The organism is Paracoccus simplex (assembly GCF_042648325.1).
Taxonomy (GTDB): domain Bacteria; phylum Pseudomonadota; class Alphaproteobacteria; order Rhodobacterales; family Rhodobacteraceae; genus Paracoccus; species Paracoccus simplex.
In genome coordinates this window covers 129,037-155,442 of sequence record NZ_JBHRXE010000001.1, presented here as the reverse complement: position 1 = coordinate 155,442, position 26,406 = coordinate 129,037, and the positions used below count along the sequence as shown (strand labels likewise).

The 26,406-nt window shown below is 69.9% G+C and carries 17 protein-coding genes; 5 read left to right on the top strand and 12 right to left on the bottom strand.

Annotated elements, in window-relative coordinates:
* Nucleotide 1 precedes the first annotated feature (1 nt).
* The 9 genes from ACFOMP_RS00700 to ACFOMP_RS00660 all read right to left on the bottom strand — a co-directional run bounded on the left by ACFOMP_RS00700 (nucleotide 2) and on the right by ACFOMP_RS00660 (nucleotide 17,803).
* A complete protein-coding gene (locus ACFOMP_RS00700; protein ID WP_379027485.1) occupies nucleotides 2-766 on the bottom strand; it encodes a PP2C family protein-serine/threonine phosphatase in 765 nt (254 codons plus the stop codon).
* Nucleotides 763-1,440, bottom strand: coding sequence for a type VI secretion system-associated protein TagF (gene tagF / locus ACFOMP_RS00695; protein WP_379027483.1), 678 nt, complete (start codon nucleotides 1,438-1,440; stop codon nucleotides 763-765). Before tagF ends, ACFOMP_RS00700 begins: the two co-directional genes overlap by 4 nt.
* Nucleotides 1,419-5,039 carry a type VI secretion system membrane subunit TssM gene (gene tssM, locus ACFOMP_RS00690; protein WP_379027481.1) on the bottom strand — a complete coding sequence of 1,207 codons (3,621 nt, stop codon included), beginning with the start codon at nucleotides 5,037-5,039 and terminating at the stop codon, nucleotides 1,419-1,421. The genes tagF and tssM overlap by 22 nt, the downstream gene beginning before the upstream one ends.
* A complete protein-coding gene (gene icmH / locus ACFOMP_RS00685; protein WP_289896344.1) occupies nucleotides 5,036-6,697 on the bottom strand; it encodes a type IVB secretion system protein IcmH/DotU in 1,662 nt (553 codons plus the stop codon). Before icmH ends, tssM begins: the two co-directional genes overlap by 4 nt.
* Nucleotides 6,697-8,031 carry a type VI secretion system baseplate subunit TssK gene (gene tssK / locus ACFOMP_RS00680; RefSeq protein WP_289896345.1) on the bottom strand — a complete coding sequence of 445 codons (1,335 nt, stop codon included), beginning with the start codon at nucleotides 8,029-8,031 and terminating at the stop codon, nucleotides 6,697-6,699. The genes icmH and tssK overlap by 1 nt, the downstream gene beginning before the upstream one ends.
* A gap of 101 nt (nucleotides 8,032-8,132) precedes the next feature.
* Nucleotides 8,133-14,324, bottom strand: a complete 6,192-nt coding sequence (locus ACFOMP_RS00675; protein ID WP_379027479.1) for a hypothetical protein — start codon at nucleotides 14,322-14,324, stop codon at nucleotides 8,133-8,135.
* A 115-nt stretch (nucleotides 14,325-14,439) separates the two neighbouring features.
* Nucleotides 14,440-16,611 (bottom strand): peptidoglycan DD-metalloendopeptidase family protein, encoded by a 2,172-nt coding sequence (locus tag ACFOMP_RS00670; RefSeq protein WP_379027477.1) that lies wholly within the window; start codon nucleotides 16,609-16,611, stop codon nucleotides 14,440-14,442.
* Nucleotides 16,612-16,614: 3 nt separating this feature from the next.
* The gene (locus ACFOMP_RS00665) at nucleotides 16,615-17,394 is read right to left on the bottom strand and encodes a hypothetical protein (protein WP_379027475.1); all 780 of its coding nucleotides are present in this window, start codon (nucleotides 17,392-17,394) and stop codon (nucleotides 16,615-16,617) included.
* Nucleotides 17,395-17,401: 7 nt separating this feature from the next.
* Nucleotides 17,402-17,803, bottom strand: a complete 402-nt coding sequence (locus tag ACFOMP_RS00660; protein ID WP_379027473.1) for a DUF1036 domain-containing protein — start codon at nucleotides 17,801-17,803, stop codon at nucleotides 17,402-17,404.
* An 80-nt stretch (nucleotides 17,804-17,883) separates the two neighbouring features.
* Between ACFOMP_RS00660 and ACFOMP_RS00655 the strand changes: the two genes are divergently transcribed.
* Genes ACFOMP_RS00655 through ACFOMP_RS00635 form a run of 5 tightly spaced genes read left to right on the top strand, consistent with a single transcriptional unit; the run spans nucleotide 17,884 to nucleotide 20,886 of the window.
* Nucleotides 17,884-18,378 (top strand): hypothetical protein, encoded by a 495-nt coding sequence (locus ACFOMP_RS00655; protein ID WP_289896350.1) that lies wholly within the window; start codon nucleotides 17,884-17,886, stop codon nucleotides 18,376-18,378.
* The gene (locus tag ACFOMP_RS00650) at nucleotides 18,378-19,007 is read left to right on the top strand and encodes a MotA/TolQ/ExbB proton channel family protein (protein WP_289896351.1); all 630 of its coding nucleotides are present in this window, start codon (nucleotides 18,378-18,380) and stop codon (nucleotides 19,005-19,007) included. Before ACFOMP_RS00655 ends, ACFOMP_RS00650 begins: the two co-directional genes overlap by 1 nt.
* Nucleotides 19,008-19,010: 3 nt before the next feature.
* Nucleotides 19,011-19,490 (top strand): ExbD/TolR family protein, encoded by a 480-nt coding sequence (locus ACFOMP_RS00645; RefSeq protein ID WP_379027470.1) that lies wholly within the window; start codon nucleotides 19,011-19,013, stop codon nucleotides 19,488-19,490.
* A complete protein-coding gene (locus tag ACFOMP_RS00640; RefSeq protein WP_379027468.1) occupies nucleotides 19,487-19,882 on the top strand; it encodes an ExbD/TolR family protein in 396 nt (131 codons plus the stop codon). Before ACFOMP_RS00645 ends, ACFOMP_RS00640 begins: the two co-directional genes overlap by 4 nt.
* Nucleotides 19,879-20,886, top strand: a complete 1,008-nt coding sequence (locus ACFOMP_RS00635; RefSeq protein ID WP_379027466.1) for a hypothetical protein — start codon at nucleotides 19,879-19,881, stop codon at nucleotides 20,884-20,886. The genes ACFOMP_RS00640 and ACFOMP_RS00635 overlap by 4 nt, the downstream gene beginning before the upstream one ends.
* On the opposite strand, the gene tssH is transcribed toward ACFOMP_RS00635, so the two are convergent.
* The 3 genes from tssH to tssF are packed head-to-tail and all read right to left on the bottom strand — an operon-like array spanning nucleotide 20,871 to nucleotide 26,397.
* Nucleotides 20,871-23,501 carry a type VI secretion system ATPase TssH gene (tssH, locus tag ACFOMP_RS00630; protein ID WP_379027464.1) on the bottom strand — a complete coding sequence of 877 codons (2,631 nt, stop codon included), beginning with the start codon at nucleotides 23,499-23,501 and terminating at the stop codon, nucleotides 20,871-20,873. The genes ACFOMP_RS00635 and tssH overlap by 16 nt on opposite strands.
* A complete protein-coding gene (gene tssG / locus ACFOMP_RS00625; protein WP_379027462.1) occupies nucleotides 23,501-24,499 on the bottom strand; it encodes a type VI secretion system baseplate subunit TssG in 999 nt (332 codons plus the stop codon). Before tssG ends, tssH begins: the two co-directional genes overlap by 1 nt.
* Nucleotides 24,496-26,397: a type VI secretion system baseplate subunit TssF gene (gene tssF / locus ACFOMP_RS00620; protein ID WP_379027460.1), complete on the bottom strand. Its 1,902-nt coding sequence runs from the start codon at nucleotides 26,395-26,397 to the stop codon at nucleotides 24,496-24,498. Before tssF ends, tssG begins: the two co-directional genes overlap by 4 nt.
* Nucleotides 26,398-26,406: the final 9 nt, after the last annotated feature.

The following is a 26,406-nucleotide window of genomic DNA, read 5'->3' as shown; positions in this document are numbered from 1 at the left end:
GCTATTCCACGTCCTCGGCCACGGCCGGCAGCGCCAGGCAATCGACCACGATCACGCTGACATTGTCGCGCGCGCCGCGCCGCAGCACCTCCTCGAGAAGCGCCGAGGCGACGGAAGCGGCAGGACCCGAGCGCCCCAGCAAGGCGGCGATCTCGGCATCGTCCAGATGCTCGGTCAGCCCGTCCGAGCAGACCAGGAAGCGGTCGCGGTCCTTGGCCATGCCGGTGACGGTCTCGGGATCGGCGGCGGCACCCACGCCGATGGCCCGGGTGATGACGTTGCGCCGGCCCGAGCTGCGTGCTTCCTCCTCGGTCATGCGGCCGGCGGCGACCAGCATCGCCACCTCGCTGTGGTCGCGGGTCAGCCGGGTCAGGGCGCCGTCGCGCAGCAGGTAGATGCGGCTGTCGCCCGCCCAGACGCAGGCCAGTTCCGCCTCGTGCAGCAGCAGCGCCGCTACGGTCGAGCCGGCACCGCCGGCATCGTTGCGCTGCGCATGGTCCAGGATGCGGCGATGGGCGCGGTCGATGCGCTCGATCACCCGCGCCCGCTGGTCCTGGGCGCTGACCGGCACGCCCAGCGAGGCCAGTTCCTCGGCGATCATGCCGCTGGCCACTTCGCCCGCCGCATGGCCGCCCATGCCGTCCGCCACCGCCCAGAGACCGAATTCGGGCCGGGCGGCGATGCTGTCCTCGTTATGCGCGCGCTGGCGGCCGCGATCGGTCAGCGCCGCGAAATCATAGGTGAAGGCCGGCTGCGGCGTGTTCATGCCTCGACCTCGCGGATGGCGCCGCCGGCGATCAGCCAGCCGATCTCGGGCGGGCTGGGCCAGCCCTGGCAGCACAGCAGGCCGGAAGGCCCCGTCTCGGCGGCCTGGAACCACCAATAGCTGCGCGACGCGGTGGCATGGGCGTGATCGGTGGCGGCCAGTTGCGCCAGCAGCCCCTCGGGCGGCAGCGACGGGTTGGCGGCCCAGAAGCCGGGCCAGCCCGGCGCCGCATGACCCGGCGGCGGCAGGTCGAGCGCCCGCGCCGCCTCGCGCGGGTCGAAGCCCTCGGCGCCAAGCATGTCCAGAAGCGCGCGATGCGCGGCGCGATAGAAATCCTGCGCCGCATCCAGCACCGGCGGCGTGCCGCCGGCCTGCGCCACGATCAGCGGAAAGCGCCGACCGCTGCGGTCGCGCGAGGCCAGCCAGACCCCGCGCAGCGCCTGCCCGGCGCCGGTCAGGGCCGGGCCGATCCAGAAACAGACCGCCGGCGCCGCGTCGAACTGCGCCTGCCAGTCCGGCCCGGCCGCGTCGCGCCATTGCCCCAGCACCGCCTGCGCCCAGTCGCCGAAACCCTGCCAGCCCTCGGCCAGCCCGGCCGAGATGAAATCGCCAAATCCCGGGTGCTTGCCGTAGAGCCCGGCCGCACCCGCCGTCAGTCGATGCTCTGCGGACATTGGAAATCCCTGATCTCGGGCATGGTGAAGGGGTTCGTCACCGCGTTGATGGTGAAATCATAGGTGATGTTGCGCCCGCCCAGCATGAAGGTGGCGCGCAGCGTGTCGCCGCGCTGCTCCTTGTAGCGGGCGGCGTCGAGCAATTGCATGAAGGTCCAGGAACTGCCCTCGAAGCGCAGCACGGAATCGCGCGCCAGCGGCGGCGACAGTTGCAGCACCGTGGCCTTGCCGGCACCCGGCCAGACCACGGTGCGCGGCAGCGCGCCGGTCGCCGTCTCGATCACCGTGTCGTTGATGGCCAGGATCGCGGATTGCACGGTCGGATGCGCATCGACCTGCGCCACGGTGATCTCGACCGAAGGGCTGGTGCCGCCGCCGGCGAAAAAGGCGCGGCGGATGCGCTCGGCCCGCTCGAACTGCCGCAGGGTGGCGGTGGACAGGCGCTGGGTCATCTCCTTGTCCTCGCGCCATTTCAGCCCCTCGGGGCTGCGCTCGACATAGGGTTCCAGGTATTCGGTGAAATAGCGGTCCATCTCGCCGCCCGGACCGAAGAACCGGGCGAAATTGTCGATGGACAGGCTGCGCGAGCCGCTGCCGAACGGATAGGCCGAGGCGACGCTGTCGCGGCACATGAAGGTGATGCGGTCGGTCAGCGCCCGGTTCATCACCTCGATCGAGGCGTCCGAGGCGCCCGAGCGGAAATCGCCCTCGGCCTTGGTCACCATGCGCGCCAGCGGGTCGGGCAACTGCGAATTGTATTGCGTCAGCGAGTTCAGCAGCGTCGGCAGGGCGGCGGCGGATTGGTCGGGATTGTGCTCGGCCAGCCGCAGGTTTTCCCAGATCGCGCCCAAGTTGCCCAAAAGCGTGTCGATGGGCCGCTTGCCCGGTTCGCCCGCGACCAGAAGCTGCCAGTTCTCGAAGGCTTTCGAGATCGCCTCGATGGGGGCGGTGACGCTGTTGGTCTCCTCCTCGGCCCCGGCGCCGGCGCGGCGGGTGCCCTTGCCCTGCTTGCGCATCGCCGCATCCATCAGGATGCGCTGCACCCCGGTCGAGCGCGACTGGATGCGCGAGGCCAGCGCGTCGCCGATGCCGCCCGCCGCGCCGCCTCCCTCCGTCCCGGCCTCGGCCCCCGCAGGCGGCAACTCGCCCTCGAACTGTTCGTATTCGCGGGAAAGCTGCGTCTGGTCGGCCACCGCCTTGACCAGTTCCAGGATGGGAGAGTTCTGCGCCCCGGCCGCCGTCCCCAGCGCCGCATATTGCGGCTTGTCGGCGACCATCGAGGTCAGCGTCAGATTGTCCAGCACCTTGCTCCAGGCGGCGATGAACTCGGCGCGGTAGCGGTCCAGCAGATCGCGGTCCAGCCGCGCCAGCCGGCCCTCGATCTCGTCCGAATTGGCGAAATCGCCCAGCACCCACTGGTCGCGGCGCAATTCCTCGCCCACCACGGCAAGCTGGTCGTAGAAATAGCCCCAGAAACCCTCATAGGTGTAAAGCCCGGGGATGGTCAGCGTGGCCAGGTCGCTGCCGTCGCGGGTGGCAAAGACCTGGCCGGCCGCGCCGCCGCCCGCCGCGTCCAGCAGGTTCCAGTCCGGCAGCCCGGCCGCCACGGCGCCGTCCTTGAGGATGGCATAGGCCTGTTCGTCCAGCGGCAGTTGCGCGATCGCGGCGCGGGCGCGATCCACCGTCGCCTGATCCAGCGTCACCAGCAAGTCGCGGCGATCGTCCAGCGTCAGCATGGCCTTGAGGTGGCCGGCAAGCCGGTCGATCATCTCGAGCCCGGTGCGCCCGGGATAGTCCTGTCGCCAGCTTTGCGCGAACCAGGCCTCGATGGCCGGGTCGTCGGTGGTCTCGCCCTGCTTGCCGAGCAGCAGATAGACCTTCAGCGCGCGATAGATCTCGGTCATCTCGCCCGAGGCGATGATTTCCGGCATCCGCCGTTCCAGGTCCAGGATCAGCCGCGGGCGCAGCATCCGTTCCAGCGCATTGGAATAAGTATCCGTCGCCACCTTGTTCAGCCGGTCGCGCTGGCTCAGGCCGAAGCCTTCCCACAGGCTGGGCTCCTCGCTGTCGCCATAGCCGGCCGGCATGGTGGCCAGGTCGTTCAGCAGCGGCAGCACCGGCGTCAGGTCCGGATCGTCGATCACGTCGCGCTGCAATTCCTCGGCGGCGGCGCGGCGCCAGTTGGCGGTCTCGGCCTCGGCGGTGCGGACCAGGTCGCGGTTCTTCCAGTAGCTGACGCCGATGGCGGTGCCGGCCCCCAGCGTCGCCACCGCGATCGCCGCCAGCGCCACCGAGCGCAGCACGAAGGCCCGCCGCACCGCCTTGCGGTCATGCGAGACCCAGCCCTGTTCCGGGAACACCACGCCGCGCAGAAGGTCGTGGATGAAGAAACTTTTCCCACGCCCCGACATGAAGCCCGAGCCGATGCCCATGCCCGGCTCCTGGATCGCGCCCAGCACCTGGTCGATGGGCGTGCCCTCTTGCGTGCCCGAGGTGAAATAGAAGCCGCGCAGGATGGCGTTGGTCTTGTAACGCGTCGGTTCGAACACCCGGCGCAGGAATGTCGACACGCTGTCGCGCAGCAGCGCCATCTGCCCCGGCAGGCCGAAGATGGCGATGCGGGCGACGCCGTCCGGTTCCTCGGACAGCCGGTCGATGATCTCGTCCGACAGGCGCGAGACCAGGCGGTCGAACTCGGCCGGCACGGCTTCGTGGGTGATCGCCTTGCGGTCGGCGGTCTGGAAGGTCACGCCCCAGACCAGCTTGCGGCGGTTCAGGCTGAAGCTGCTGAAATATTCGCGGAAACCGGCGATCAGGTCGGCCTTGGTGAGCATCACATAGACCGGGAAGTCGATCTTGAGCTGCTCGTGCAGTTCCGCCAGCCGGGCGCGCACCGTCTCGGCATGGGCCTGCAGCGTCGCCGCATCCTGCTGCATCATGTCCTCGACGGAAAAGGACAGGATCACGCCGTTGATCGGCCGGTTCGGCCGGGTGCGCTTCAGCAGGTCCAGGAAGGCGTCCCAGCTGGCCTTGTCGGCCACCTTGTCGCTGTCCTGCGTGGTATAGCGGCCGGCGGTGTCGATCAGCACCGCATCTTCGGCAAACCAGAAATCCATGTTCCGGGTGCCGCCGAAGCCGCTGATCGCCTGGGTCTGCGCCAGCGGGAAATCCAGGCCCGAATTCGCCAGCGCCGTGGTCTTGCCGGCGCCCGGCGGGCCGATGATGACATACCAGGGCAGATCATAGAGCGAGGCCGCGCCGCCGGATTTCTTCAGCACGGCCAGCGCTTCCGTCATCTTCTCGGCCAGCGCTTTACCATCGCCCTCTGGCTCGGCAGGCACCAGCGCCTGCTCGATGGCGCGGGCGGCGCGGACGCGGCGGCGCCAGCGGACCAGCAGCACCGCCAGCGTGGTGGCCAGGATCAGCCCGACGACCAGCCCGCGCCAGAACACCGAGGCCAGGGGCGCCCAGCCGGTCATCGGCCCGCCGATCCAGACCGCCGCGCACAGCGCCGCGATGCCCAGCAGGGTGACGGTCCAGCGCCACCAGCCATGCTTGCTCCAGCGCGGGGTCGGGACGTAGATGCCTAGCAGTCTCAATTCGCGGCCTCCTGCGGGGCGGGGGCGTCATAGGTGCCCTCGCGCGCCAGCATGATCTCGACCCGGCGGTTCGCGGCCTGGCCCTCGGGCTGGGCGTTGTCGCCGACCGGATCGTCCTCGCCCCGGCCCTCGGTGGTGACGCGGGCGGGGTCGCTCAGCAAGGGTTTCAGCACCTCGGCCACGCCCTCGGCGCGGGCGGCCGAGATCTGGTAATTGTCCTTGAACCGGCCCCGGCCCGAGACGGGCACGTTGTCGGTATGGCCCTCGATCAGGATCGGGCCGCTCTCGCCGTTCAGCACCTCGGCGATGCGTCCGGCCAGATCGGCGAAGCCCGGCTTCACCGTGACCGAGCCCAAATCGAACAGCTGCAGGTTGCCGACCCGGACGGCGATATAGTCGCCCTTGGCCTCGACCGAGACGCGGCCGTCCGAGATCTCGGCCGCAAAGGCGTCGCGGATGCGTTGCAGTTGCGGGATCTCGGCCACATAGACCTCGCCCGGGGTGCGGTCGATCTGGATCACCGGCGCGTCCAGCGCCACGCCGCGCAGATCCTCGGCCGCGACGGCACCGTCGCGGTTGATCAGCGTCAGCAGCGTCGCGAATGCGGCGACCAGCGCCACGGCGGCGATGCCCGCCACCGCCGGCACCGGGATGGCGCCGAAGCGGCGGGCCTTGCCCTGCACCACCGGCGCCCACATCACGGAAATATCCTCGTCCGGGCGCGGATGCACCCGGCGCAGGCTTTCATAGATGGCGCTGCGGATGCGCATAAGCTCGGCCGCGCCGTTCGGCATGGTGCGGAACTGGCCCTCGAAGCCCAGCGACAGGCAGACCAGCATCAGTTCCAGCAGGTTGTAGTTCTGCGCCGGGGCATAAAGCGCCTTCTCGGCCTCCTGGAAGAAGCCGACGCCGGAATCGCGCTTGTGGAAGAAGCGCGCGACCATGGAATATTGCTGCCAGTTGCCGCGATCGGCGCCGGGCAGGTTCTGCACGATGTCGTCGGCCGTGCCGGACAGCGCGTATTTGGCCACCAGCGCCTCGTGCGGGTTGACGCCGGCGGCGACGGCATTGCGCTCGAAGCGGTCGATTTCACGCGTGACATGCTCCATCAGCGGCGCGACCTGCAATTCGACCAGCCCGGTGCGCAGCCGCCCGAGCAGGATCAGCAGCGGCGCCGCTGCGGCGATCAGCGGGTTCGAGGAACTGGCCGCGCCCAGGTCGCGCACCTGCATCGCCTGCGCCTGCGGGATGCGCGGCGCCACGCGGTTCTGCGGGGCTTGCTGCGTGGCGATGTCGGGAAAGAAGCCGCGCTGATCCGGCCCCGCCGCCCGCCCGATCTGCGAGGGATCGGCCGGGCCGAAGGGGCTTTGCCCGCCCTGCGCCGGCTGCTGCCAGCCGCCGGGATAGCCCTGATAGCCGGGCTGCGGCTGAGGCGCGGCCGGCCGCGACGGACCGCCGATCCAGGTCTGGCCCTCGGCCGGCTGGTTGCCCCAGCCGCCCGGCTGGCCGAAGGGCGAGCCCGAGCCGCCGCCCGGCCCGCCGATGGCGGTGCGGCCGTCCTCCGGCCCCGGCGCCGGGCGCGACCAGTCCTGCGGGCGCTGGCCCGGCAGCGGGCCGCCGAAGACCGTCTTGTCGCCGTCGTCGTCCTTGCCCGCCATCACGACCTCTCGGGCACGGCCCACAGTTCCAGCTTCAGATTCGGCCAGTCACCGGCGAAATGCATCCCGATGGCGGTCGCGGTCGAGAACTCGCGCCACAGGGGCGAGTTGCGCTCCAGCCGGAAATAGACGTTCGAGGACAGCACCCGGATCTGCCGCGGCGGGTTCGGCAGGTGCTGAAGCGCGATGCCGGGCAGGTTGTTGTTGACGATTTCCGACATGCGGGTGTTGGGACCGACCTTGCACAGTTCGGGGAACTGCATCTGCACCTGCGACAGCGGCTTGGCGCTTTCGACCTCGATGATGAAGGTGGCCTCGCGGAACAGGTTGCGGTCGGCGACGGCTGCCAGATAGGAGTTCTGCCGCACCTGCTGCAGGGGCAGCCGGATGGCCCGGCCCACGTCGCGCGACAGCAGGCGCTGGATATCCGCCACGATCTCGCCGAAACTTTCCTTGGGGTTTTCGTGGTCATAGGCCGGATAATCAGGCGCATGGCGGCTGGCGCTGTCGAAGCTCGCCAGTTCCCCCGCCAGCGAGACCAGTTCGCGATACAGCGCCTCGGGATGCACGGCCAGGGTGCGGGACAGGTGGCGCAAGACGCCGATCTGCCGGTTCAGCACCATCAGCATCAGGTAATCGCTGGCCTGCAATCCGCCCCCGGCCGAGGGGTCGGTGGCATAACGCGACAGGCTTTCCAGCCGCGCCTCGATCCAGCCGATCACGCGGGTCAGGTAGCCCATGACCTGCGGATGCGCGCCGATGACCAGCGAAGGCGGCGGGAAGGTCTCGTCCAGCGTCACCACGCCGTCGCGCACCTCGGCCACGCGGGCCAGGCGGATGTTCTGGTAGCCGGGGCGCGGGGTCTTGCGGATCGCGATTTCCAGCCGCGGCACGGCCAGCTCCAGCACCTGCTCGATCCGCGCCGACGAGGCGCTGTCGCTGACCGTCTCGGTCACGATGCCCCAGCGGGTCGTCGCGCCCTCGTCCTCATAGGGGGCGGCGTCGCGCATGTTGGGGCTCGAGTCGGGCAGGGTCAGCCAGACGAATTGCCCGGCCGCGTCCTCGGGCACGCGGACCGGCACCGGCAAGGGTCCGGTGCCCGGCGCGTCGAAAGGGGTGCCGTCGGGCATGATGCCGGCGACGGCGCGCAGCGCGATCATGCCCTGCTGCGCCTGGTCGCGGTCCAGCACCAGTTCGCCCACGCCCCAGGGATAGGGGGTGATCAGCCGGGTGCGGGCCTGGACCAGATGCTCGTGATAGCGGTCGGCCTGCTGAAGATGCTGCGGCTGGAGGAACAGACCCTCTTTCCAGGCGACTTTGCTGAACCAGGACATGCGTCACCGACTCCCGTTCTTGTTCGCTTCGATCCGGCGGAGGCCCGGACCGGACCCGCAACGGTTGTGCCAACCTAGCTGCGGGCCCGGTCCGAGGCCAGTCAGAATTGCCAGCGGAACTGGCCCGAGACCCCGACGCTGTCCAGCCGGTCGCCGAAGCGCGCGTCGATCCGTGCGCCGGCACTGATCTGGCGGCCGCGGGCCTTCGGTCCCAGCACCTTGACCCAGTTCGCGCCAAGGCTGACCTCGCCATAGGCGCCCAGATTCTCGGATTTCAGCACCTGCGGCTCGAAATCCGTATCATCCGAGGCAAAGACCGACACCGTGGGATCGGCGAAATCCTTGTACCAGGTGCCGGTGGCGAAGGCGTAAAGCGCCGAGTTCCGCTGCTCCTGCACGAAGGTCTTGGCCACGGTCGCGCCGGCAAAGCCGATCTTGCGGGTGCTGTCCTTGAAGCTCAGCCGATAGCCATCCTCGAAGGGGATGGAATCCGTGGACATCTTCGACCAGGCGAAGCCCATGGTCGGCAGGACCGCCCAGCCGCTGTCACCGATCGGCATGGCATAGCTGATCGAGCCGCTGAGCGTCTGCGCGTCGCTGGAAAAGTCGGTCTCGTCCAAGCCCAGGCCCTTGTAGCCGGGCAGCGGGTTGTTGGCGATGGTGAAGTCCGTGCGCTCGAAGCGGTATTGCAGGTCGGCCTGGAACCGCTCGCGCGTCGCGGTGGCGTAGATGCCGGCATAGCGCTGTTCGAAATCGGTCGAGGTATAGGAGGTCAGGATCGCCGTCAGATCCTGCGAGTTGTTGGGGTTGATCGCATAGACCGGCTGGCTGGTCGAGCCGCGGTTGATGCCGCCCAGCACGCCGAAGGCCATGTTCCAGCCGCCGAAACGGTCGTCGAAACAGGCCAGGTCGGTGCCGACCTGCATGCCGTAGTAATCGGCCTTGACCTCGCTTTCGACCTTGCTGATGCCATTGTCGGTATTGCCGTTCGCCGTGGCATGGCCTCCGATGGCGCGTCCCCAGCTGCCGATGCCGCAGGGTTTTTCCGTGTCTTCATAAGCCAGCGAGGTGACGAAGGGGCTGGTCGGCCGGTTCACCACCGAGCCGATCAGCGACTGCACCAGCGCCACGTTGCCGAAGATCGCGCCCATGGCCGGGTTCAGCTGGCTGACCAGGTCCAGGTTGCCTCGGCCGGCCTCGCGCTCGATCGAATAGACGATGCGCTCGGAACCGGCCGGCAGCTCGTCATGGCGGAAGACGAAATCGTTCTGCGAGCCGAAGGATTCGTCCACGTCGATCAGCGTCAGCCGCTCGCCGGATTGCGGGATGGTGTCGCGGTCGCCCAGATCGAAGCTGAGATAGTAGCTGCCGCGCGCCGCGCCGCCGTCCACGACGATCCGGTCGGCGGTCATGTCGCGCAGGTTCACGTCCAGCGCATAGGTGCCGTTGCCCGACAGCCCGCCCACGGTCAGCACGCCGCCGGTGCTGTCGTCCTCGAGGTCGATGGTGCCGTTGTTGGTCACCGCGCCGGTCACGCGCCCCTGGGCGCCCGAGGCATCGAGCATGCCGTGGTTCACCAGCGCGCCGTTCAGCGTGCCCGCCAACCCCAGCGTGCTGTCCGAGCCCACCACGGTGCGGGCCGCCGCGATCTGGCGGCCGGCGCCGACCGTGTAATCGGCGTTCAGCATGAAATCGCCGCCGATGCTCAGGCCGTTCCGGGTGGTCAGCGACCCGCCGTCATAGATCAGATCGCCGGTGATCCGACCGCCCAGCGTCGCGCTTCCCGAGGTCTGCAAAGACCCGTCCAGCGTGCCGGTCTGGTTCAGCGTGCCCTCGTTCAGCAGATCGCCCCGCAGCGTGCCGAGCAGCGCGAAGCCGGCGCCGGCTGCGTTCAGGCTGGCGGTGCCGGCCCCGGTCTCGGTCCGGGTCACCAGGGTCGAGCCCGAGGCGACCTCGATCTGGGCCCCGGATTCGTTGCGCAGCCCGCCCAGGATGGTCGGGGTGCCGCGCGTGGTCAGCGCGCCGGATCGGTTGACCACCCCGCCGGCGACGCTGCCGCCCAGCCGCAGCAGCGATTCATTGCTGACCGTGCCGCCGATGTGGCCGTCCCATTCGGCCGTGCCGCGGTTCAGCACCGATCCGGTGATCGTGCCGCCACCGCCAAGCCGGCCGGCATTGGCCAGCGAACCCGCCAGCGTGCCGTCGACCGTCAGGTCGCCCCCCGCCAGGTTCTGCGCGGCGACCGGGGCCGCCTCGGCCGCCGCGTCGGGATCGGCCATGGTCAGCCGGTTCGGCTCGGCGATGATCGCGGTGCCGGCATTGACGAAGCCCTCGGTCGCCAGTTCGCCGCCGACGCGCAGGGTGCCCTCCGCCAGGTTCTCGACCGTGCCGACCCGGCCGCCGATCCGGGCGGTGCCGGCGTTTTGCAGGACGCCCTCGATGGTGCCCTGCCCGGTCAGCGTCCCCAGGTTGCCCACGTCGCCGCGCAGGGTGCCCCCGGCCAGCGTGGCCGTGCCGCCGGCGCGGTTCAGCAGGTCGGCATCCAGCGTGCCCGCAAGGCCCAGCCGGTCGTTGTTCTGCACCGTCGCGGCCGAGCGCAGCAGGCTGCCGGCGCCGATCGAGACGATCTCGTCATTGACCAGCTGGCCGATGGTCAGCGCACCGCTCGCGGTCAGGGTGCCGCGGTTGTGCAGCAGCCCGGCGATCTGGCCGGCGCCCGACAGCGTGCCGCTGTTGGCCACGTTGCCGTCGATGGTGCCGGCAAGCGTGGTGGTGGCGCGGTTGTCCAGCGAGCCGTCCAGCGTCCCGGCCACGGTCAGCCGGTCGCGGTTCAGCAGCGCGTTGCCGGTGGTCAGCGTCCGGCCCGCCGCAATGGCGACGACCTCGTCATTGATCAGCGTCCCGACCGCAAGGTCGCCCGACAGGCCCAGCGTGCCGGTGTTCTCCAGCCGCTCGACCTGCCCGGCGATGGTCGCCCGGCCGCTGTTCGCCAGCGTGCCGTCGATGGTGCCGCTGCCGGTCAGCGTGCCGCTGTTGGCCAGCCGGCCAACCAGGGTGCCGCCGGCCAGCGTGGTGTCGGCGAGGTTGCGCAGATCGCCCTGCACCCGGCCGGCCAGGTTCACGCTGCCGTTGTTGACGATGGCGCTGTCGGAAAGCAGGGTGCTGCCCCGCGCCACGTTCAGCTGTTCGTTGTTGGCCAGCCCGGCGACGCTGAGCGTGCCGTTGCTGGTCAGCGTGCCGTCATTCGTCACCGTCCCGGTCACCCGACCGCCGAGATAGGCGGCGGCGTTGTTCGCCAGCGTGCCGTCTATGGTGCCGCTGCCGGTCAGGCGGCCGTTATTGGTGACGGCGCCGGCGATGGTGCCGCCGCTCAGCGCGGTGGTGCCGGTGTTCACCAGATCGGCGGCCAGCCGGCCCGCCACCTCAAGCTGGTTGCCGTTCTGCACCGCCGTATCGGATTGCAGCGTGCTGCCCGCCGCGACCTCCACCGTGCCGGTATTCACCAGCGAGGCGGTATGCAGCGTGCCTTCGGATTCCAGCCGGCCGCTATTGGTCACGCCCGCGACCAGCCGGCCGCCGATGGTGGCGGTGCCGCTGTTGGTCAGCACGCCGGTGATGGTGCCGCTGCCGGTCATCTCGCTGGAATTGCTGACCGCGCCGGTCACGTTGCCGCCGCTGAGCGTGACCCGACCGCCGGCATGGTTGCTCAGCGCGGCGTCAAGCTGGCCCGCCAGCAACAGCCGGTCGCTGTTCTGCACCGTCGTGGCCGAGCGCAGCACGCCGCCGGAGGCGATGTTGACCAGCTCGTCATTGATCAGCCCGACGACACTCAGCGTGCCGTTCTGGTTGATGGTGCCGATGTTGATGATCTGGCCGGACACCTGCCCGCTCATCGCCATGGTGCCGCTGTTCGTCACCGAGTCCGAGATGGTGCCGTTGCCCTGCAGCTGCCCGCTGTTGGTCACCGCGCCATCCAGCGTGCCGCCCGCCAGCACGGTGGTGCCGGCATTGTCCAGATCGGCATCAAGGGTGCCAGAGACGTTCATGTCGGCCTGGTTCTCGACCGCGGCGGCCGAGGTCAGGGTGCCTGCGACGATCAGCTCGCCGTCGCCCTCGTTCAGCACGCTCTGGGCCGAGGCCGAAGCGCCGCTGGCGATGGTGAAGCTGCCCTCGTTGGTCAGCGCATCGACATTGGTCATGGCGCCCGAGGAATCGGCATCGGTGCCGATCAGGAAGCTGCCGCGGTTGCCGATATCGTTGCCGCGCACATCCAGCCCGGCCGAGACCGTGACCTCGCCCATGCTGTCATTGGTCAGGTTGCCGTCCAGAAAGGCGTCCTGGTCATAGGTCAGGGTGCTGCGGTTCAGCACGTCGCCGATGACGTTCACGTTGTTCACCACCGCGCCGGCCTCGATCGCGACCAGATCGGCAACGATGGTCATGGCCGAAGGCGTGCCGCTGGTATTGGTGCCGTCCACCACGCCGGAATTGGTGAAGGTGCCGTCCACGGTCAGCGTCACGTCGCCGGCGGTGCCGTCCAGCGTCAGGTCCGAGCGGTTGGTCAGGTCTCCGGTCACCTGCGACGAGGAATTGACCAGCATCGTGCCGTGGTTGGTGACGTTGCCGGTGATCTCGGCCCCGTCCAGCGCCAGGGTGGCGCCGCTGTTGTTCTGGATGCCGTCGCTGCCGGTCACCGTCACCGCGCCTCCGACATTCAGCGTGCCGTCGTTCGAGATGCGCTGGTCCGCGGTCAGCACATGGCCGGCGCCGACCGTGGTGGTGCCGTCGTTGTCCAGCCGGCCGACGCGCAGGTTGCCGGTGGTGGTCAGGCTGTCGTTGTTGTCCAGCGTGCCGGTGACGCGGCCGTGCCCGGTCATGGTGGCGTCGTTCTGCACATCGCCGTCGACCGTGCCGCCCCGCAGCGCCGTGGTGCCGTCGGCGTTCAGCAGGTCGCCGGTCAGCGTGCCGTCGATATTGGTCCGGCCGCGGTTCTCGACGCGCTCGCCGGCAGTCAGCTCATGCCCGGCGCCGATGGTGGTGGTGCCGGCGGTATGGGTGATCAGCCGGCCGACACTGACGTCGCCCGCGGTGGTGACGCTGCTGGCATTCGACAGCCGGCCGAGGATCTGCCCGGCAATCTGCATGGTGCCGGCATTGTCGATGCCGCCGCCGATGATGGCGTTCTCGCCCATGGTCATGGTGCCGGTCGCGGTGTTGTCAAGCCCGCCCGCCAGGTTGCCGTTCACGGTCAACTGGGCGTTATTCTGCAGCGCCGAGCCGGTAGCCTCCAGCCGGTTCCCCGCCCCGATCACCACCGTGCCGTCATTGGTCATCCCGCCGACAACCATGTTGCTGCCCGCCGTGACCGTGCCGCTGTTGGTGACATGCCCGGTGATGGTGCCCTCGCCCTCCAGCGTCCCGGCATTGGCCAGGTTGCCCTGCAGCCGGCCGCCGAACAGATCGACACGCCCGTCAACCGCCGTATCCACATCCCCATCCAGCACGCCGCTGAGGTTCAGCCTGCCGCTGTTCTGGACAGTATTGTCAACCGACAGCGTGCGGTCCTCCAGGACATGCAGGCGTCCGGTTCCATTGTTCGTCAGATCCCCTACCCGACTGTCCAGAACAACAAACATGAGATCATTGTTCTCGAGCAAGCCGCCGACCCTGCCGCGCAGGTTCAGCTGAAAATTGTTACGGACGGTTCCATCAATCGTTCCTCTGATCGACAGGTAATCGTTGCTGACGACATCGCCGTCGTGATTACCGGCCAAGACCAGGTCGGCATCGCTGGTGATGTCGCCGGTCGTGTCACCGCCAAGATAAAGCCTTCCCTCGCCGTTCATGGTGATCGTGTCGCTGTCGATACGCGACGAAATCGCAAGCGCAGTCCCTTCAGCAACTGAGAGGGCCAAAGTGCCGCCCCCCGCCCGCAACCGATCGCCGGACAGCGTGAAGTTACCCCGTTCAACGGTCAGCCCGCCGGCCTCCACCGTGCCGCCGATCCTCAGGTTGATGTCATCGTCCGCTTGCCCGCGCAGCACGCCGATCTCGGTCGATGGCAGCTCGGTCGCATTCTCGCCGTTCTCGTCGGTCCAGATGTCGCTCCACCACCTCCAGGTGCCATCCGCGACCTCGATCTCGCCATCGCCGGGATCGACGTTGTCGAGATACATCTCGGCCCGCGCCGCGCCGGGGCAAAGCGGCAAGCCGACCAGCGAGATCAGCGCGGTGGTCAGAAACAGATGAGAGCGGGCAAAGCGCCGCATCGGCGTGATAAAAATTGGCAGCATTGGCAATGTCTACTTTTTGCAAGGAGGCAGGGCGCACGCGAATATGGTTAAAAGGGTTACTTTGGCCTGCCCCGCCAGCACAAGCCCCATTGGCCGCAAAGGCCGATTTTCGCGCTCAACCCTGTCCTTTGCGCCGCAGGCGGTCCATTTCGGCGACGAAGGACCGCAACTCGGCGGTCAGCGGCTGCGCGGGCATGGTCTCGACCGGCGCCGCCGCGCCTGCCGGTCCGCTCATGCGGCGCTCGGCCCAGTTGCGCAGGTCGGCGATGGACCAGCGCCGCAGGAAGGGGTTCGCGCCGACCACCGCCGGCCCCATCACGCTTTCCACCGATTGCGCCGGGTCGGCGCGCAGCGCCAGGTCGGCCCCGGCAGGGCCCAGGAAATGCGCCAGATACAGCCGCCCGGCCGAGATGCCGTGGCCGCGCGCGCGCAGATAGGCCTCGTTCTCCTGCGCCAGGTGGCGGACCATCTGCCGCGACAGCGCCGGGTCGAGCCGCAGGTCCAGCAGCTCGCGCGCGCCCAGCGTCGCGACCAGGTCCGGGCGATAGCTGCGCATCATCCGCAGCCAGGTGCCCTCGATGAACTGTCCAAGGCCGGTCGCGGTCGAGCGCGGGTTCTTCGCCGTGGCGTCGCCGCCGCTTTCCACCCGGATGATATGCCCGATCAGCGCTTCGATGGAATCCGAGGCCAGCACCTCGCCGCCGCCGCCCAGCAGGGGCAGGGGATCGACCGGCCGGCCGTTCTGCACAAGCTGGAAGGCCAGACCCGGCTCGGACCGGCCGGGCGGCAGGCCGGCCCGGCCCAGCACCGCGCCGCGGGCGATCTCGGCCCCCCGGGCAAGATCCGGGGTGACGGCGGCAAGGCCCAGATAGCGGCTAAGCAGCCCGTCCGCATGGCTGATCTCGACCGAATCGCCGTCCAGCGCGGTGATGCGGCCGGCGGCGGCGGCCATCACGGGACTGCCCTGCGGCGCGGTCCAGACGACCTGCCCGCGGCCCGTCTCGGCCTCTCCATCGGCCGAAGGCGGGACGAAACGCTGCGACAGCACGCCGCCCACCGGCTGCAACAGCCCGTCCGAAGCATCCGGCCGCCGGACGCGCGCGCCCGGCGCGTAGCACTCGAATCCCTCATCGGCAGGCACCACATAGCAGGGCTTGTCGCCCGATGGGCCGCTGATGCCCACGAACAGCACCGCGCCCGGCCGGTCGGCGGCGCCGTCGGCATAGATCAGCGTCAGCCGGTCCTCGGGATCGGCATAGCCGTCCAGATCGAAGACCTGCGACATCAGCGCCAGCGCCTCGCCGATGACCTCGGGCGGCACGTCGCCGCGCAGCGCCGCCGAATAGATCACGTCCAGCAGCCGCTGCTGGCCCTGCGGCGCCGGGGTGCCGGCTCGGGCCATGGCGTCCTGCAGCAGCGGCTGGTCGGCCCAGGCATCCGCCGCCGCCGCCAGCTGGCCGGCCGCCGACAGCGCCAGCGAGCCCAGATAGCCCTGGGGACCGTAAAGCGACAGCTGGACCACCTCGCGGCCGCCGTCGCGGGGCCGCCAACGCAGCGCCAGCACGGCGCCCCGCGGCAATTCGCCCGGCAGGGAAAGCTGGCTTTGCAGCCGCTCGGCCAGACGCGACGCGCTGTCGGCGTCGAAGCCGTTCTCGGTCAGCAGCGCCTGGACCGTGGTGTCGCGCGCGGTCTCGAGGATCGTCTCGCGCCACAGCGGCGTGCGGTTGGCGGCGGCGCGCAGGAAGACGATGCCCGAGGCAGGATCGGGCGCCGCCGCGCCAGAGCCCGGCAGGGCCAGGCTGGCATTCATCAGCCGCTCGCGGCCGCGTTCGGCCTGAAACAGCGCAAATTCCTCGCGCGTCGAAGGCAAAGCGGCGACCAGTTGCCGGTCCCGCGGCACCAGCGCGCTGTCCAGAAGCGCAAGCTGCGCCGCCCGCCCCGGCACCCGCCCCGAGACGGCCAATGCCGCCGGCGCCGGCAGTTGCCGCGCGCCCTCGCCCTCGCCCGCTTCCGGGGGCGGGATGATGATCGGGTCGCCGGGAACGTCGGTGAAGGTGTCGCCGCGCACCACCGGCGCGATGTCGAACTGCGATTCCACCTGCACCATGGCCGGGTCCGCACCGGGTGTCAGCAGGGCCGACAGGCGCGGCGCCAGCATCGGCCCAAGCCAAGCCCCCAGCCCGGTCAAAACCAGCGCCGCCGCCCCGCCCCGCAGGGCCGAAACGCGGCGACGGCGGCGGCGCGCACCCTTGCCCATCTGCCGGAAACGGGGATCGACCTCGGCCATGGCCTAGCGGAACATGCCCGAACCCATCAGCGACGGGTTGATCTGCCGGGTGGTGGTCGGCGCGCTTGGCGCGGCGCGGGAGGGTTGCGCGCGCTGCGGCGCGGTTCGGGCGGCAGGGGCCGAGCGGCTTTCGCGCGACGAGGCCGCACGGCTGGCATTGGCGCGCGAGGCCGTCGCCGGCTGCGCCGCCACGGGCGCGGCGACGGCGGCGCAACGCAAACTGGTGCTGCGGACGATGCTGCGGAACAGCGGGATCTCGGGGGTGCTGCCGGCCTCGGCCTTGGCGGCCTGCGACCAGCGCTCGACCGCCCGCGCCGAGCCCGAGCCCCAATCGCCGTCGATGCTGCCGCCATAGCAGTCCATGCGCTGCAATTCGGTCTGGATCGCCTCGGCCAGCCGGTCGGCGGCCGGATCGAAGGCGCCGCGCCCCAGCAGCCGGTCGAAAAGCGCCGGGTCGCGCTGCCGGATCGCCTCGCGCGCCGCGAAGGGCAGGCCCAGCGGGCCGCGCGGGTCGTAGGCCGCGAGAACCGCCAGATCGCCGACGATGATCGAGGGCCGGGGCAGGCCGGGCCGGGCAGGCGCATCCGGTCCGGGCGCGGCAGGCTGGGCAGGCTCGGGGCCGAGCTGCGACGGGGGCGGCACGGCCGGCGCCTCGGAGGCGCGGATCACCTGGTCCGAGGGCAAGGGCGTGATCACCAGCCCCTGCGCCTGCGCGAGCGAACCGCAGGCGAGCCAGACCGCCAGGGCGGCGATTCCCGCCAGATATGCCCGTTCTTGTCCCATCCGCGCCTCAATTCGGCCTTGGCGTCACGAAGACGGTCCAGTCGGGCCGGTCCTGCGTGTCCACCTCGGCGAAGCGCGCGTTCAGGTAGCCGCGCAACAGGCAATCCTGCTGGCCCTCGATCTGGAAGCGCCGCGGCGCCACGCACATCGGGATCGACCCTACCAGAACCTCATTACCGAAAACATCGGTCGCAAAGACATAATAATAGCGTGACTGCAGCGGCTCGCGCTGCAGGGTCGCGCATTGGTTCGGCGCCACCCGCCACCAGCCGCGGGTGGCGAAATCCTGACCCGAAGGCTCGGCCAGCGCCACGTTCAGCACGTCGAAGGACTGGTTGCACAGCCGCAGCTCGGCCCGCGCCGGCCCTGTCCAGGCCAGGCCGGACAGCCCGGCAACCAGCCATTTCAATGCAGGGTTGATCAAGCGCCGATTGAGCACCGCTTCCAGCCATGTTACAGCCCGCAGGGGCAAAGGGAGTGTCAACAGGCATGAAACCGATCCTGACAGCGGGTGCAACCTTTCCGGCAGGCGCCGCCCTGCCGCATCGGCTTGCGGTTGGGCCGGCGGTTGCCCTGCTGGCGCTGCTGATCGGCCTGGCCGCGCCGCCGCTGCGCGCGCAGGCGCCCGAGGCGATCACGCTGGAGCTGAACGGCGCCGCCGCCACGCCGGACGGTGCCTGCCAGCTGACGCTGGTGGTGACGAACGGCCTGCCCCAGACGCTCAGGCGCGCCGCCTGGCAGGTCGCGATCTTCGACAGGGCCGGCGCGGTGCAAAGCCTGCCGGTCCTGGACTTCGGCGCGCTCTTGCCGGGCAAGACCCGCGTCGCGCAATTCGCCCTGCCCGGCCGGCCCTGCGACCAGCTGGGGCGCATCGTGGTCAACGACGTGGCCGAATGCACGGCCCAGGACGGCTCGGACCAGCGCGCCGCCTGCCTGGGCGGGCTGGCGACCCGCAACCGCAGCGAGATCGGGTTCGGATTGTGATGCCCCTGGACCTGCCGCTTGTCACCTGGATCGTCTTCGCCGCCCTGGCGGGCCTGTCGGTGCTGACCCTGACCGTGGTGATCTTCAAGCTGATGCAGTTCCGCCGCATGGGCGTCGGCCGCCACAAGCTGGCCGAGGCGATCCTGGACGACTGGCTGAACGGCCGCCCCGACGAGGCGCAGAGGAAGGCCCAGCCCGGGCGCACCGTGCTGTCCCGGGTGCTGGGCGCTACCATGTCCGGCCTGCGCGCCCGCCCCGGCGAACCCGCCTATGGCGAGGAACTGGCCCGCCAGGTCGCGCTGGCCGAGCTGGTGCAGATGGGCGCGCGGATGCGGCTTCTGGAGGCCGTGGCGCAGATGGCGCCGATGCTGGGGCTTCTGGGCACGGTGATCGGCATGATCGACGCCTTCGGCAACCTGGCGCTGAGCCAGCAGACCTCGGACCCGCGCTTGCTGGCGGGCGGGATCTGGACGGCGCTGACCACCACCGCCGCCGGGCTTGCCATCGCGCTGGTGGCCTATTTCGTCTCGGCCTGGCTGGAGGGCCGGATCGAGGACGAGCGGCAGGGGATCGAACTGGCGGTCTCGGCCGCGATCCATGGCCGGATCGCGCGCGCCGCCGGACGCTAGGCCATGCAAGTGGTGCGGCCCCCGATCCGCCCGCCGGGGCTGGACCTGCCGCGCCGACCGCGCCAGCGCGGCGTGTTCGCGATGACGGCGCTGGCCGACGTGCTGTTCCAGCTGCTGATCTTCTTCATGCTCTCGGCCAGCCTGGTCGCCTATTCCATGCTGCCGCTGCGCAGCGGCGCGATCCGCGACGGCGAGGGCGGCGGCGACGGCGCGGGGACCGAGGCCGGGACCACGGTGACCGATGCCAGCGCCACCGCGGTCTGGACGCTGAACCCGGACGGCATCACCGCCTCGGGCCAGCATTTCGCCCTGCCGCGCCTGGCCGCGCTGGCGGATGCGCTGGCGGCGCAGGGCACGCGCAACGTGCTGCTGGTGCTGCGCCCCGAAGTGCCGGTGCAGGACGTGGTGACGGTGCTCGAGACGCTGTCCGCGCATGGCATCGACTCGGTGCAGATCGCCGAGGCGCCGGGGGGCCGGTCATGAGCATGAACCTGCCTTCGCGCGACGGCCGGCGGGTGCAGGTCGATCCCTCGCTGGCGATCGTCAACATCGTGCTGCTGCTGATCTTCTATTTCCTGCTGGCCGGGCAAGAGCGGCCGGTCGAGACGCCTTTGGACCTGGCCACGACCACGACCCTGTCGCCCGAAAGCCTGCCCTCGCCGATGCTGGAACTGCGCGGACCCGAGGACTGGCTGCTCGACGGCGCACCGGTCCGGCCCGAGATGCTGCCCGCCGCGCTTGCCCAGGCGCAGGGGCCGGTGCATCTGCTGATGGACCGGAACGCACCGTCCAGCCTGCTGGTCTCGGTCCTGCGGCGGCCGGAACTGGCCGGGCACGAGATCCGGCTGGTGACGATGAAGGATGTCGGGCGGTGATCGGCCAGCAACCCGCGCCACGCGGCTGGGCCCTGGCGGCGGGCCTGTCGCTGGCGGTGCATGCCGCCGCGGCCGGGGCGGTGCTGTGGCAGCCGAGCTGGCACTGGTCCGACAGGCCGACGGAACCGGCGCAGATCACCGTCACCGCCCTGCCCGTCCCCACGGCCCCGGAAAGCGACGTGCTGGAGCCGGTCAGCGCCCCGGCGCCGCCCGAGCTGGCGGCCGGGGCCGAGGAGATTTCGGCGCCCGAGCCCGAGCCGGTGGCGCCTTCCGCCTCGCCGGTGCTGACGAACACCGCGCTGCCGACCGCCGACCGGGCCGAGACGCCCGTGCCCCCGCCATCGGCCGGCGAAAGCGGCCCGGCCGCGGCGGAAACCGATCCGCGCCTGACCGAGCTTTTCGACCGCATCCGCAGCCAGTTGACCGCGCCCTGCCTGCTGGCGCTGCCGGCGCTGGATGCCGAGGGGGGGATCCGGCTGAACCTGCTCGCCTCGGACGACGCACAGATCCCCGGATTGCTGCGCGCGCTGACGCAGGGGCTGGAAACCCAGGTCGAGGGCCAGGCGGTGCTGCTGGACCCGCGGCAATGCCCCGGCCTGGCCTTCGCGCGGCGCGATGCGCGCTATCCGGTGTTCCCGCTGGCGGTCCGACTGCAATCCCAGGACGTGGCCAGCGGCGAGAGCCTGCGCGGCACCATATCCGGCGGAGCGGGGCGTTATGTCACGCTGCTGATGATCGACGACAACGGCGTGACGCACGACCTGCGCCGCTTTCTGGTCAATGCCGGCGGGCGCATCCGCTTCGACGTGCCGGTGGCCCGAGACGGCGCAGGCCGCGACACCCATCAACTGCTGCTGGCCGTCGCCACGCCCTCGCGGCCCGAGACGGTCAGCCGCGCCGCGGGCGAGCCGGCCAAGGATTTCCTGGACCAGTTCGCGCGCGAGATCGGCCCCGAGGCGCTGATCGGCGTCGGCAGCGTCTATGTCCGTCAGGCGAAACCATAGGCGAAGCCGTCGCCCTCGACGCGGATGGCGACATCCGACATCGCCCGAGCCGAGACCATGCGCGACAGCACTTGCCGCGACAGGTCGGGCAGGATCGAGTTGGTGATGATGTTGTCGATCATCCGGCCGCCGCTGTCCGGGTCGCGACAGGCGGCGACGATATGGCCGACCACGGCATCGTCCCAGGTCAGTGCAGCGCCGTGGCTTTCGCGCATCCGCCGCGCCACCGAGCCGAGCTTCAGCCGGGTGATCCCCGCCAGCACCTCGGCCGAAAGCGGCACATAGGGGATGGTGACGATCCGGCCCAGCAGCGCCGGCGGGAAGGTGCCCAGCAATTCCTCCTTCAGCGCGGCCTCCAGAACCTCCTCGTCAGTGATGGTGCCCTCGGGGGCGAGGTTCATGATGGTGCCGGTGCCGACATTCGAGGTCATCAGGATCAGCGTGTTGCGGAAGTTGATCGGGCGGCCGTTGCCGTCCTCCATCCTTCCCTTGTCGAAGACCTGGAAGAACAGCTCGTGCACGTCGGGATGGGCCTTTTCCATCTCGTCCAGCAGCACCACCGAATAGGGCTTGCGGCGCACGGCCTCGGTCAGCCTTCCGCCCTCGCCATAGCCGACATAGCCCGGCGGCGCGCCCTTCAGCAAACTGACGGAATGCGCTTCCTGGAACTCGGACATGTTGATAGTGATGACGTTCTGCTCGCCGCCGTACAGCGCCTCGGCCAGCGCCAGCGCGGTCTCGGTCTTGCCGACGCCCGAGGGGCCGCAAAGCATGAAGACGCCGATGGGCTTTTCCGGGTTGCCAAGACCGGCGCGGGCGGTTTCCACCCGGCGCGCGATCATCTGCAGGCCCTGGTCCTGGCCGATCACCCGCGCGCGCAGCAGGTCCGACAGGCCCAGCACCGCCTGCAATTCGTCGGCGACCATGCGGCCGGCCGGGATGCCTGTCCAGTCGCTGATGACGCTCGCCACCGCCTGCTCGTCGACATGCGGCCAGATCATCCGCGCGTCGGCATGGATCTGGCCCAATTGGTCCATGGCGCCGGTCAGTTCGGCGCGGATCGTTTCCTCGTCGAAATCCTCGCCCTCGCGTGCGGCGAGCGCCTTGCGCAGGGCGAGGATCTGCTCGACCAGCGATTTCTCACCCTCAAAGGCGGTTTCCAGATCGGCCAGCTTGGCGCGGGCCTCATCGAGGCGCGCGCGGGCGTCGTCCAGCCGGGCGGCGTCGCCCTCGCCCAGGTCGCGCTCGGCCTCGCGGGCGGCGATCTCGGTTTCCAGCCCGGCGATTTCGGCGCGCAGGTCGGCAATGCGGGCCGGAACCGAGGACTGGCTGACCGCCACCCGTGCGCAGGCGGTGTCCAGAAGCGATACCGCCTTGTCGGGCAATTGCCGCGCCGGCAGGTAGCGCGCCGAGAGCTTCACCGCCGCCTCCAGCGCCGCGTCCGAGATGCGGACCTTGTGATGCGCCTGCATCGGGCCCAGCAAGCCGCGCATCATCGCGCAGGCCACCTCGACCGAGGGCTCGTCGACCGAGATCGGCTGGAAACGCCGGGTCAGCGCCGGATCCTTTTCGAAGTAATTGCGATACTCGGCCCAGGTCGTCGCGCCGATGGTGCGCAGCGTGCCGCGCGCGAGCGCCGGCTTCAGCAGGTTCGCGGCATCGCCGGTGCCTGCCGCGCCGCCGGCGCCGACCAGCGTATGCGCCTCGTCGATGAACAGGATGATCGGGACGGGTGCGCTTTGCACCTCGTCGATCACGGAACGCAGCCGCTGCTCGAACTCACCCTTCATGCTGGCCCCGGCCTGCATCGCGCCGATGTCCAGCATGTGCAGCCGCATGCCCTGCAAGGCCGGCGGCACCTCGCCCGAGGCCAGCTTCTGCGCGAAGCCCTCGACCACGGCGGTCTTGCCGACCCCGGCCTCGCCGGTCAGGATCGGGTTGTTCTGGCGCCGGCGCATCAGCACGTCGACGATCTGGCGGATCTCGTCGTCGCGGCCGACCACCGGGTCCATCTTGCCCTCGGCCGCCTGCGCGGTCATGTCGACCGAGAACCGCCCCAGCGCGGTCGCGGCGCCCTGCCCCTCGCGCCCGGCGGATGCCGCGCCGATGCCGGCGCCGTCCATGGGGCGCAGGTTCTCCTCCTCGGAGCCCTTCCACAGGCTGCGCGCCTCGGCGCCGATGCGCTCGGCCGACATCTCGGCGAAGACGCCGGAATATTGCTCGATCTCGCGCCGCAGGGCGTGGTCGTTCAGCAGCGCCACCAGCAGGTGGCCGGTGCGGATCTGCGCCTCGCCGAAGAACAGCGTGGCATAGGTCCAGGCGTGGTTCAGCGCATCCGCCAGCCGTTCGGAAATGCCGGGGGTTTCGGTCACGTTCTTTTGCAGCGCATCCATGGCCCGGCCCAGATCCTTCAGCACCCGGCCCCGATCCAGTCCCAGCTCGCGCAGCGTCACCGAGATGTCGCCGTCCTGATGCGAGACGGCGTGGAACAGCCAATGCGCCAGTTCCACATTGCGGTTGCCGTCGCCGCGCGCCTGCCGCATCGCCTGAAGGAAGGCCTCGTAGCCCAGCCGGTTCATCTTGCCGGCGAATTTCTCGATGGTGATCGCGGTCATCAATGGCCTTTCGCGGAATGCTGGCCCGCATCGCGGCCAAGCGCGAAACGGGCGACTTCGACGTAATCCGCATCGCGCGGAATGCTTTCGGGACGCATCGCGGCCAGCCAGCCGATCGCGGCATCGCCGCCAAGCCGCGCCGGGGGAATCCGGTCGGGCGGCAAGGCCAGCGCCAGATCGACCTCGATGCATTTGCCGAGATACCAGAAGACCAGCCCGGCCAACTGCGCATGACGGTCCTGCCCAGGCAGGAAGCCGCGATAGGTCTGCGGATCGGGCAGGTTCAGGCGGATGCAGACCTTTTCGTTCACGGTCTGCAGCCGCGTGCCCAGATAGGTGTCACGTCCCAGCGCGCCGCCTTGCCCCAGGCCGCGCAGGTCGTCCGCCTCGAATTCCAGCCAGCTGGGTGCATGTTCCTGCACATCGACCGGACAGCCGAAATAGCACGCCAGAAGCTGGCGCAGCCGCACCGCGCTGCGCACCCGGCCGCCAAAGACCGGCACCAGCGGCAGGCGCGCGATATCCGGGAAACTGTCATGGTCCAGGAAGGCCGGCGAGCCGATGCCCGCCACCGCGCCGACATAGGCCGCGAAGCGGTCCTCCTCCGGCCGGTCGTGCTGGGTGACGGCATGGGCGTCGGACCAGGCCCGGAAGAACAGCTGGTAGAAGCGCGCCGACAGGATGTCGGTGAAGCTGACGAAGGCCTCCTCGCCCTCGTCCTGCCAGCGCATCACCTCCTCGGTGGTGTTCAGCGGCAGGGCGCCCTGCGGGCCGAAGAAGCCCATGAACTGCGCACGGATGCGGGCGCGGGGCCCCGAGACGTCGGTCCCGCTGAGATCCTCGGCGGGAAAGGCCAGCCGCGGATCCTGGCCGATATCGGCGATGTCCTGCGCCCGCCGGGTCGAGCGGCCGATGCGCGGCCGGCCGGTCGCCTCGCGTTCCAGCCGCCGCAGCAGCGCCAGGAAGCCCGGCTCGCCCGTTCCCTGCGGCAGGCTCATATCAGCGGTCCCAGCCCGGTGCGCGGCGGGAAGCGCTTGACGACGCCGCGCTGGCGGCTGGCAATCACCGTCTGGGTGAAGCTGTTCACGCTGGCATATTCCGCCAGGAAACGGTCCAGCACCGCGCCCAGCCCGATGATGCCGCTGCCCTCGAAGGCGGTCTCGTCGAAGGTCAGCACCAGTTCCAGCCCGCGGGCCGGGAAGATGCCTTCGGGCCGGCGGATCGAGCGGGTGACGGGCCGCACCGCCAGGCCGGTCAGCCCGGCGACCTGCACCTCGGTCACATGGTCCGAGGCATCGGCGAACAGCGCCAGGATCTCGCGCAGGCTGGCGGCGCCGTCGCGGCCGAAACGGTCGTCCAGCCCGAAATGGTTCAGCGACAGATAGGAGATCAGCCGCCAGTAGACATCGCCCTGCCGCATCCGGTGCGGGCCGGCGCGCTCGACCTCGGTCATCGCCTCGCGCGGTTGGGTCGGGCCGTTCACGCAGGTCAGCGCCAGCGCCTGGTCCGAGACCATGGCGAAATCGTCCGAGCCCGCCAGCGGCAGCACCGCCGGCAGGTGGCGGTTGGAACAAAGCGCGCGGATATGCAGCCGCTGCGCCCGGCGGCCGACCACCGACTCGGGCGGCTCGTAGATGGCGATGAAGGTCTCGGTGCCGCGATAATCGTTGCGCAGCCCGGCGCGGCGTTCAGCCTCGGTCAGCCGGCGCGGCTTGCGGCGGGTGGTGTAGTAATAGGCGGCCCGCGCGCCGCCCTGCTGCGGCAGCGCGTAAAGCGGCGCCACCTCGACCCGATCATGGGCGGTGCCATAGCTGGCCTGCACGCGCAGGATGCGCTGGATCTCGTAATGGGTGATCGGGCTGGAATCCGGCGTCACCACATATTCGTGGCGCCGGTCGTCCAGCCGCACCTGGTTCGAGCTTTCCTCGAACAGGTTGATCGCCGGGGCGCAGTTCAGCCGGATGTCGCGCGGCTGGATCTGGCGCGCCAGCTCGTCATTGGCGCGGTCGAATTCCAGGATCAGCTGCACCTCAGGCGTCGGGATGCGCGACAGCGCCGGGCGAAGGCCGGTCAGGCGGAAGCCTAGGAATTTGCGCGGAAAGGCGAACCAGTCGCGCAGGATGGCGAAGCCCTCGAACAGGCGGCGGTCGTTGTCGAAAAGCAGCTCCTCGCGCGAGAAACCGATCTGCTCGACCTGGTCGGGGCGCAGCCGCAGAAAGGCCGGATCGCCGTTCGGCTGCAGCCAGCGCAGCGAGACCCGGGTGGTGTTGCAATGCACCTGTTCATAGGCGGCGATGGCGCGGACATGGTCGGCGGTCAGGTGAAAGGTCAGGCTGTCCTGCGCGTTCACCTCCATCGCCTCGCCATCGGTGCGCGACAGGTCGATCTGCAGACCGGCACGGGTCGCCGGATCGGGATCCTGCCCCAGCCCGCCCAGCGTGGTGGTCTGGTCGTGATAGGTCAGGCCCGAGACGGTCAGCGGCAGCACATGCAGCGGCGCGGTCAGGCTGAAGCGGCAGGCCACGCGCTTTTCGGCGTCGCGAAAGCGCGCATCCAGGTATTCGCCGCGTTGAAAGACCTGCACGCCCTCGTTCTGGCGGGTCAGCGGCGGAGCCTCGACGATCATGCAGCTGGGGCTGGGCGCCAGCGCATCGGGAAAGATCTGCTCGAGCAGTTCGGTGGTGAATGCGCGGAACTCCTCGTCCAGCTTCAACTGCACGCGGGCGGCCAGGAAGGCGGTGCCTTCCAAGAGGCCGGCGATGGTCGGGTCGATGTTCTCGCGCAGCACCCCGCCCAGCCGCTCGGCCAGGCCGGGGAATTCCTCGGCGAATTCGGCCGAACGCTCGTAGAGCATGTCCAGTTCGCGCTCATAGGCGTCGCGAAAGGCTTTTCTCATGGTCGGGGC

Coding starts and splice junctions, on each gene's coding strand:
- tssG (WP_379027462.1), bottom strand. CDS start 24,499: ATGAGCCTGCCGCAGGGAACGGGCGAGCCGGGCTTCCTGGCGCTGCTG.
- icmH (WP_289896344.1), bottom strand. CDS start 6,697: ATGGCGGGCAAGGACGACGACGGCGACAAGACGGTCTTCGGCGGCCCG.
- ACFOMP_RS00650 (WP_289896351.1), top strand. CDS start 18,378: ATGCCCCTGGACCTGCCGCTTGTCACCTGGATCGTCTTCGCCGCCCTG.
- ACFOMP_RS00665 (WP_379027475.1), bottom strand. CDS start 17,394: ATGGGACAAGAACGGGCATATCTGGCGGGAATCGCCGCCCTGGCGGTC.
- tssF (WP_379027460.1), bottom strand. CDS start 26,397: ATGAGAAAAGCCTTTCGCGACGCCTATGAGCGCGAACTGGACATGCTC.
- ACFOMP_RS00640 (WP_379027468.1), top strand. CDS start 19,487: ATGAGCATGAACCTGCCTTCGCGCGACGGCCGGCGGGTGCAGGTCGAT.
- ACFOMP_RS00670 (WP_379027477.1), bottom strand. CDS start 16,611: ATGGCCGAGGTCGATCCCCGTTTCCGGCAGATGGGCAAGGGTGCGCGC.
- ACFOMP_RS00675 (WP_379027479.1), bottom strand. CDS start 14,324: ATGCTGCCAATTTTTATCACGCCGATGCGGCGCTTTGCCCGCTCTCAT.
- ACFOMP_RS00700 (WP_379027485.1), bottom strand. CDS start 766: ATGAACACGCCGCAGCCGGCCTTCACCTATGATTTCGCGGCGCTGACC.
- tssK (WP_289896345.1), bottom strand. CDS start 8,031: ATGTCCTGGTTCAGCAAAGTCGCCTGGAAAGAGGGTCTGTTCCTCCAG.
- ACFOMP_RS00645 (WP_379027470.1), top strand. CDS start 19,011: ATGCAAGTGGTGCGGCCCCCGATCCGCCCGCCGGGGCTGGACCTGCCG.
- tssH (WP_379027464.1), bottom strand. CDS start 23,501: ATGACCGCGATCACCATCGAGAAATTCGCCGGCAAGATGAACCGGCTG.
- ACFOMP_RS00655 (WP_289896350.1), top strand. CDS start 17,884: ATGAAACCGATCCTGACAGCGGGTGCAACCTTTCCGGCAGGCGCCGCC.
- tagF (WP_379027483.1), bottom strand. CDS start 1,440: ATGTCCGCAGAGCATCGACTGACGGCGGGTGCGGCCGGGCTCTACGGC.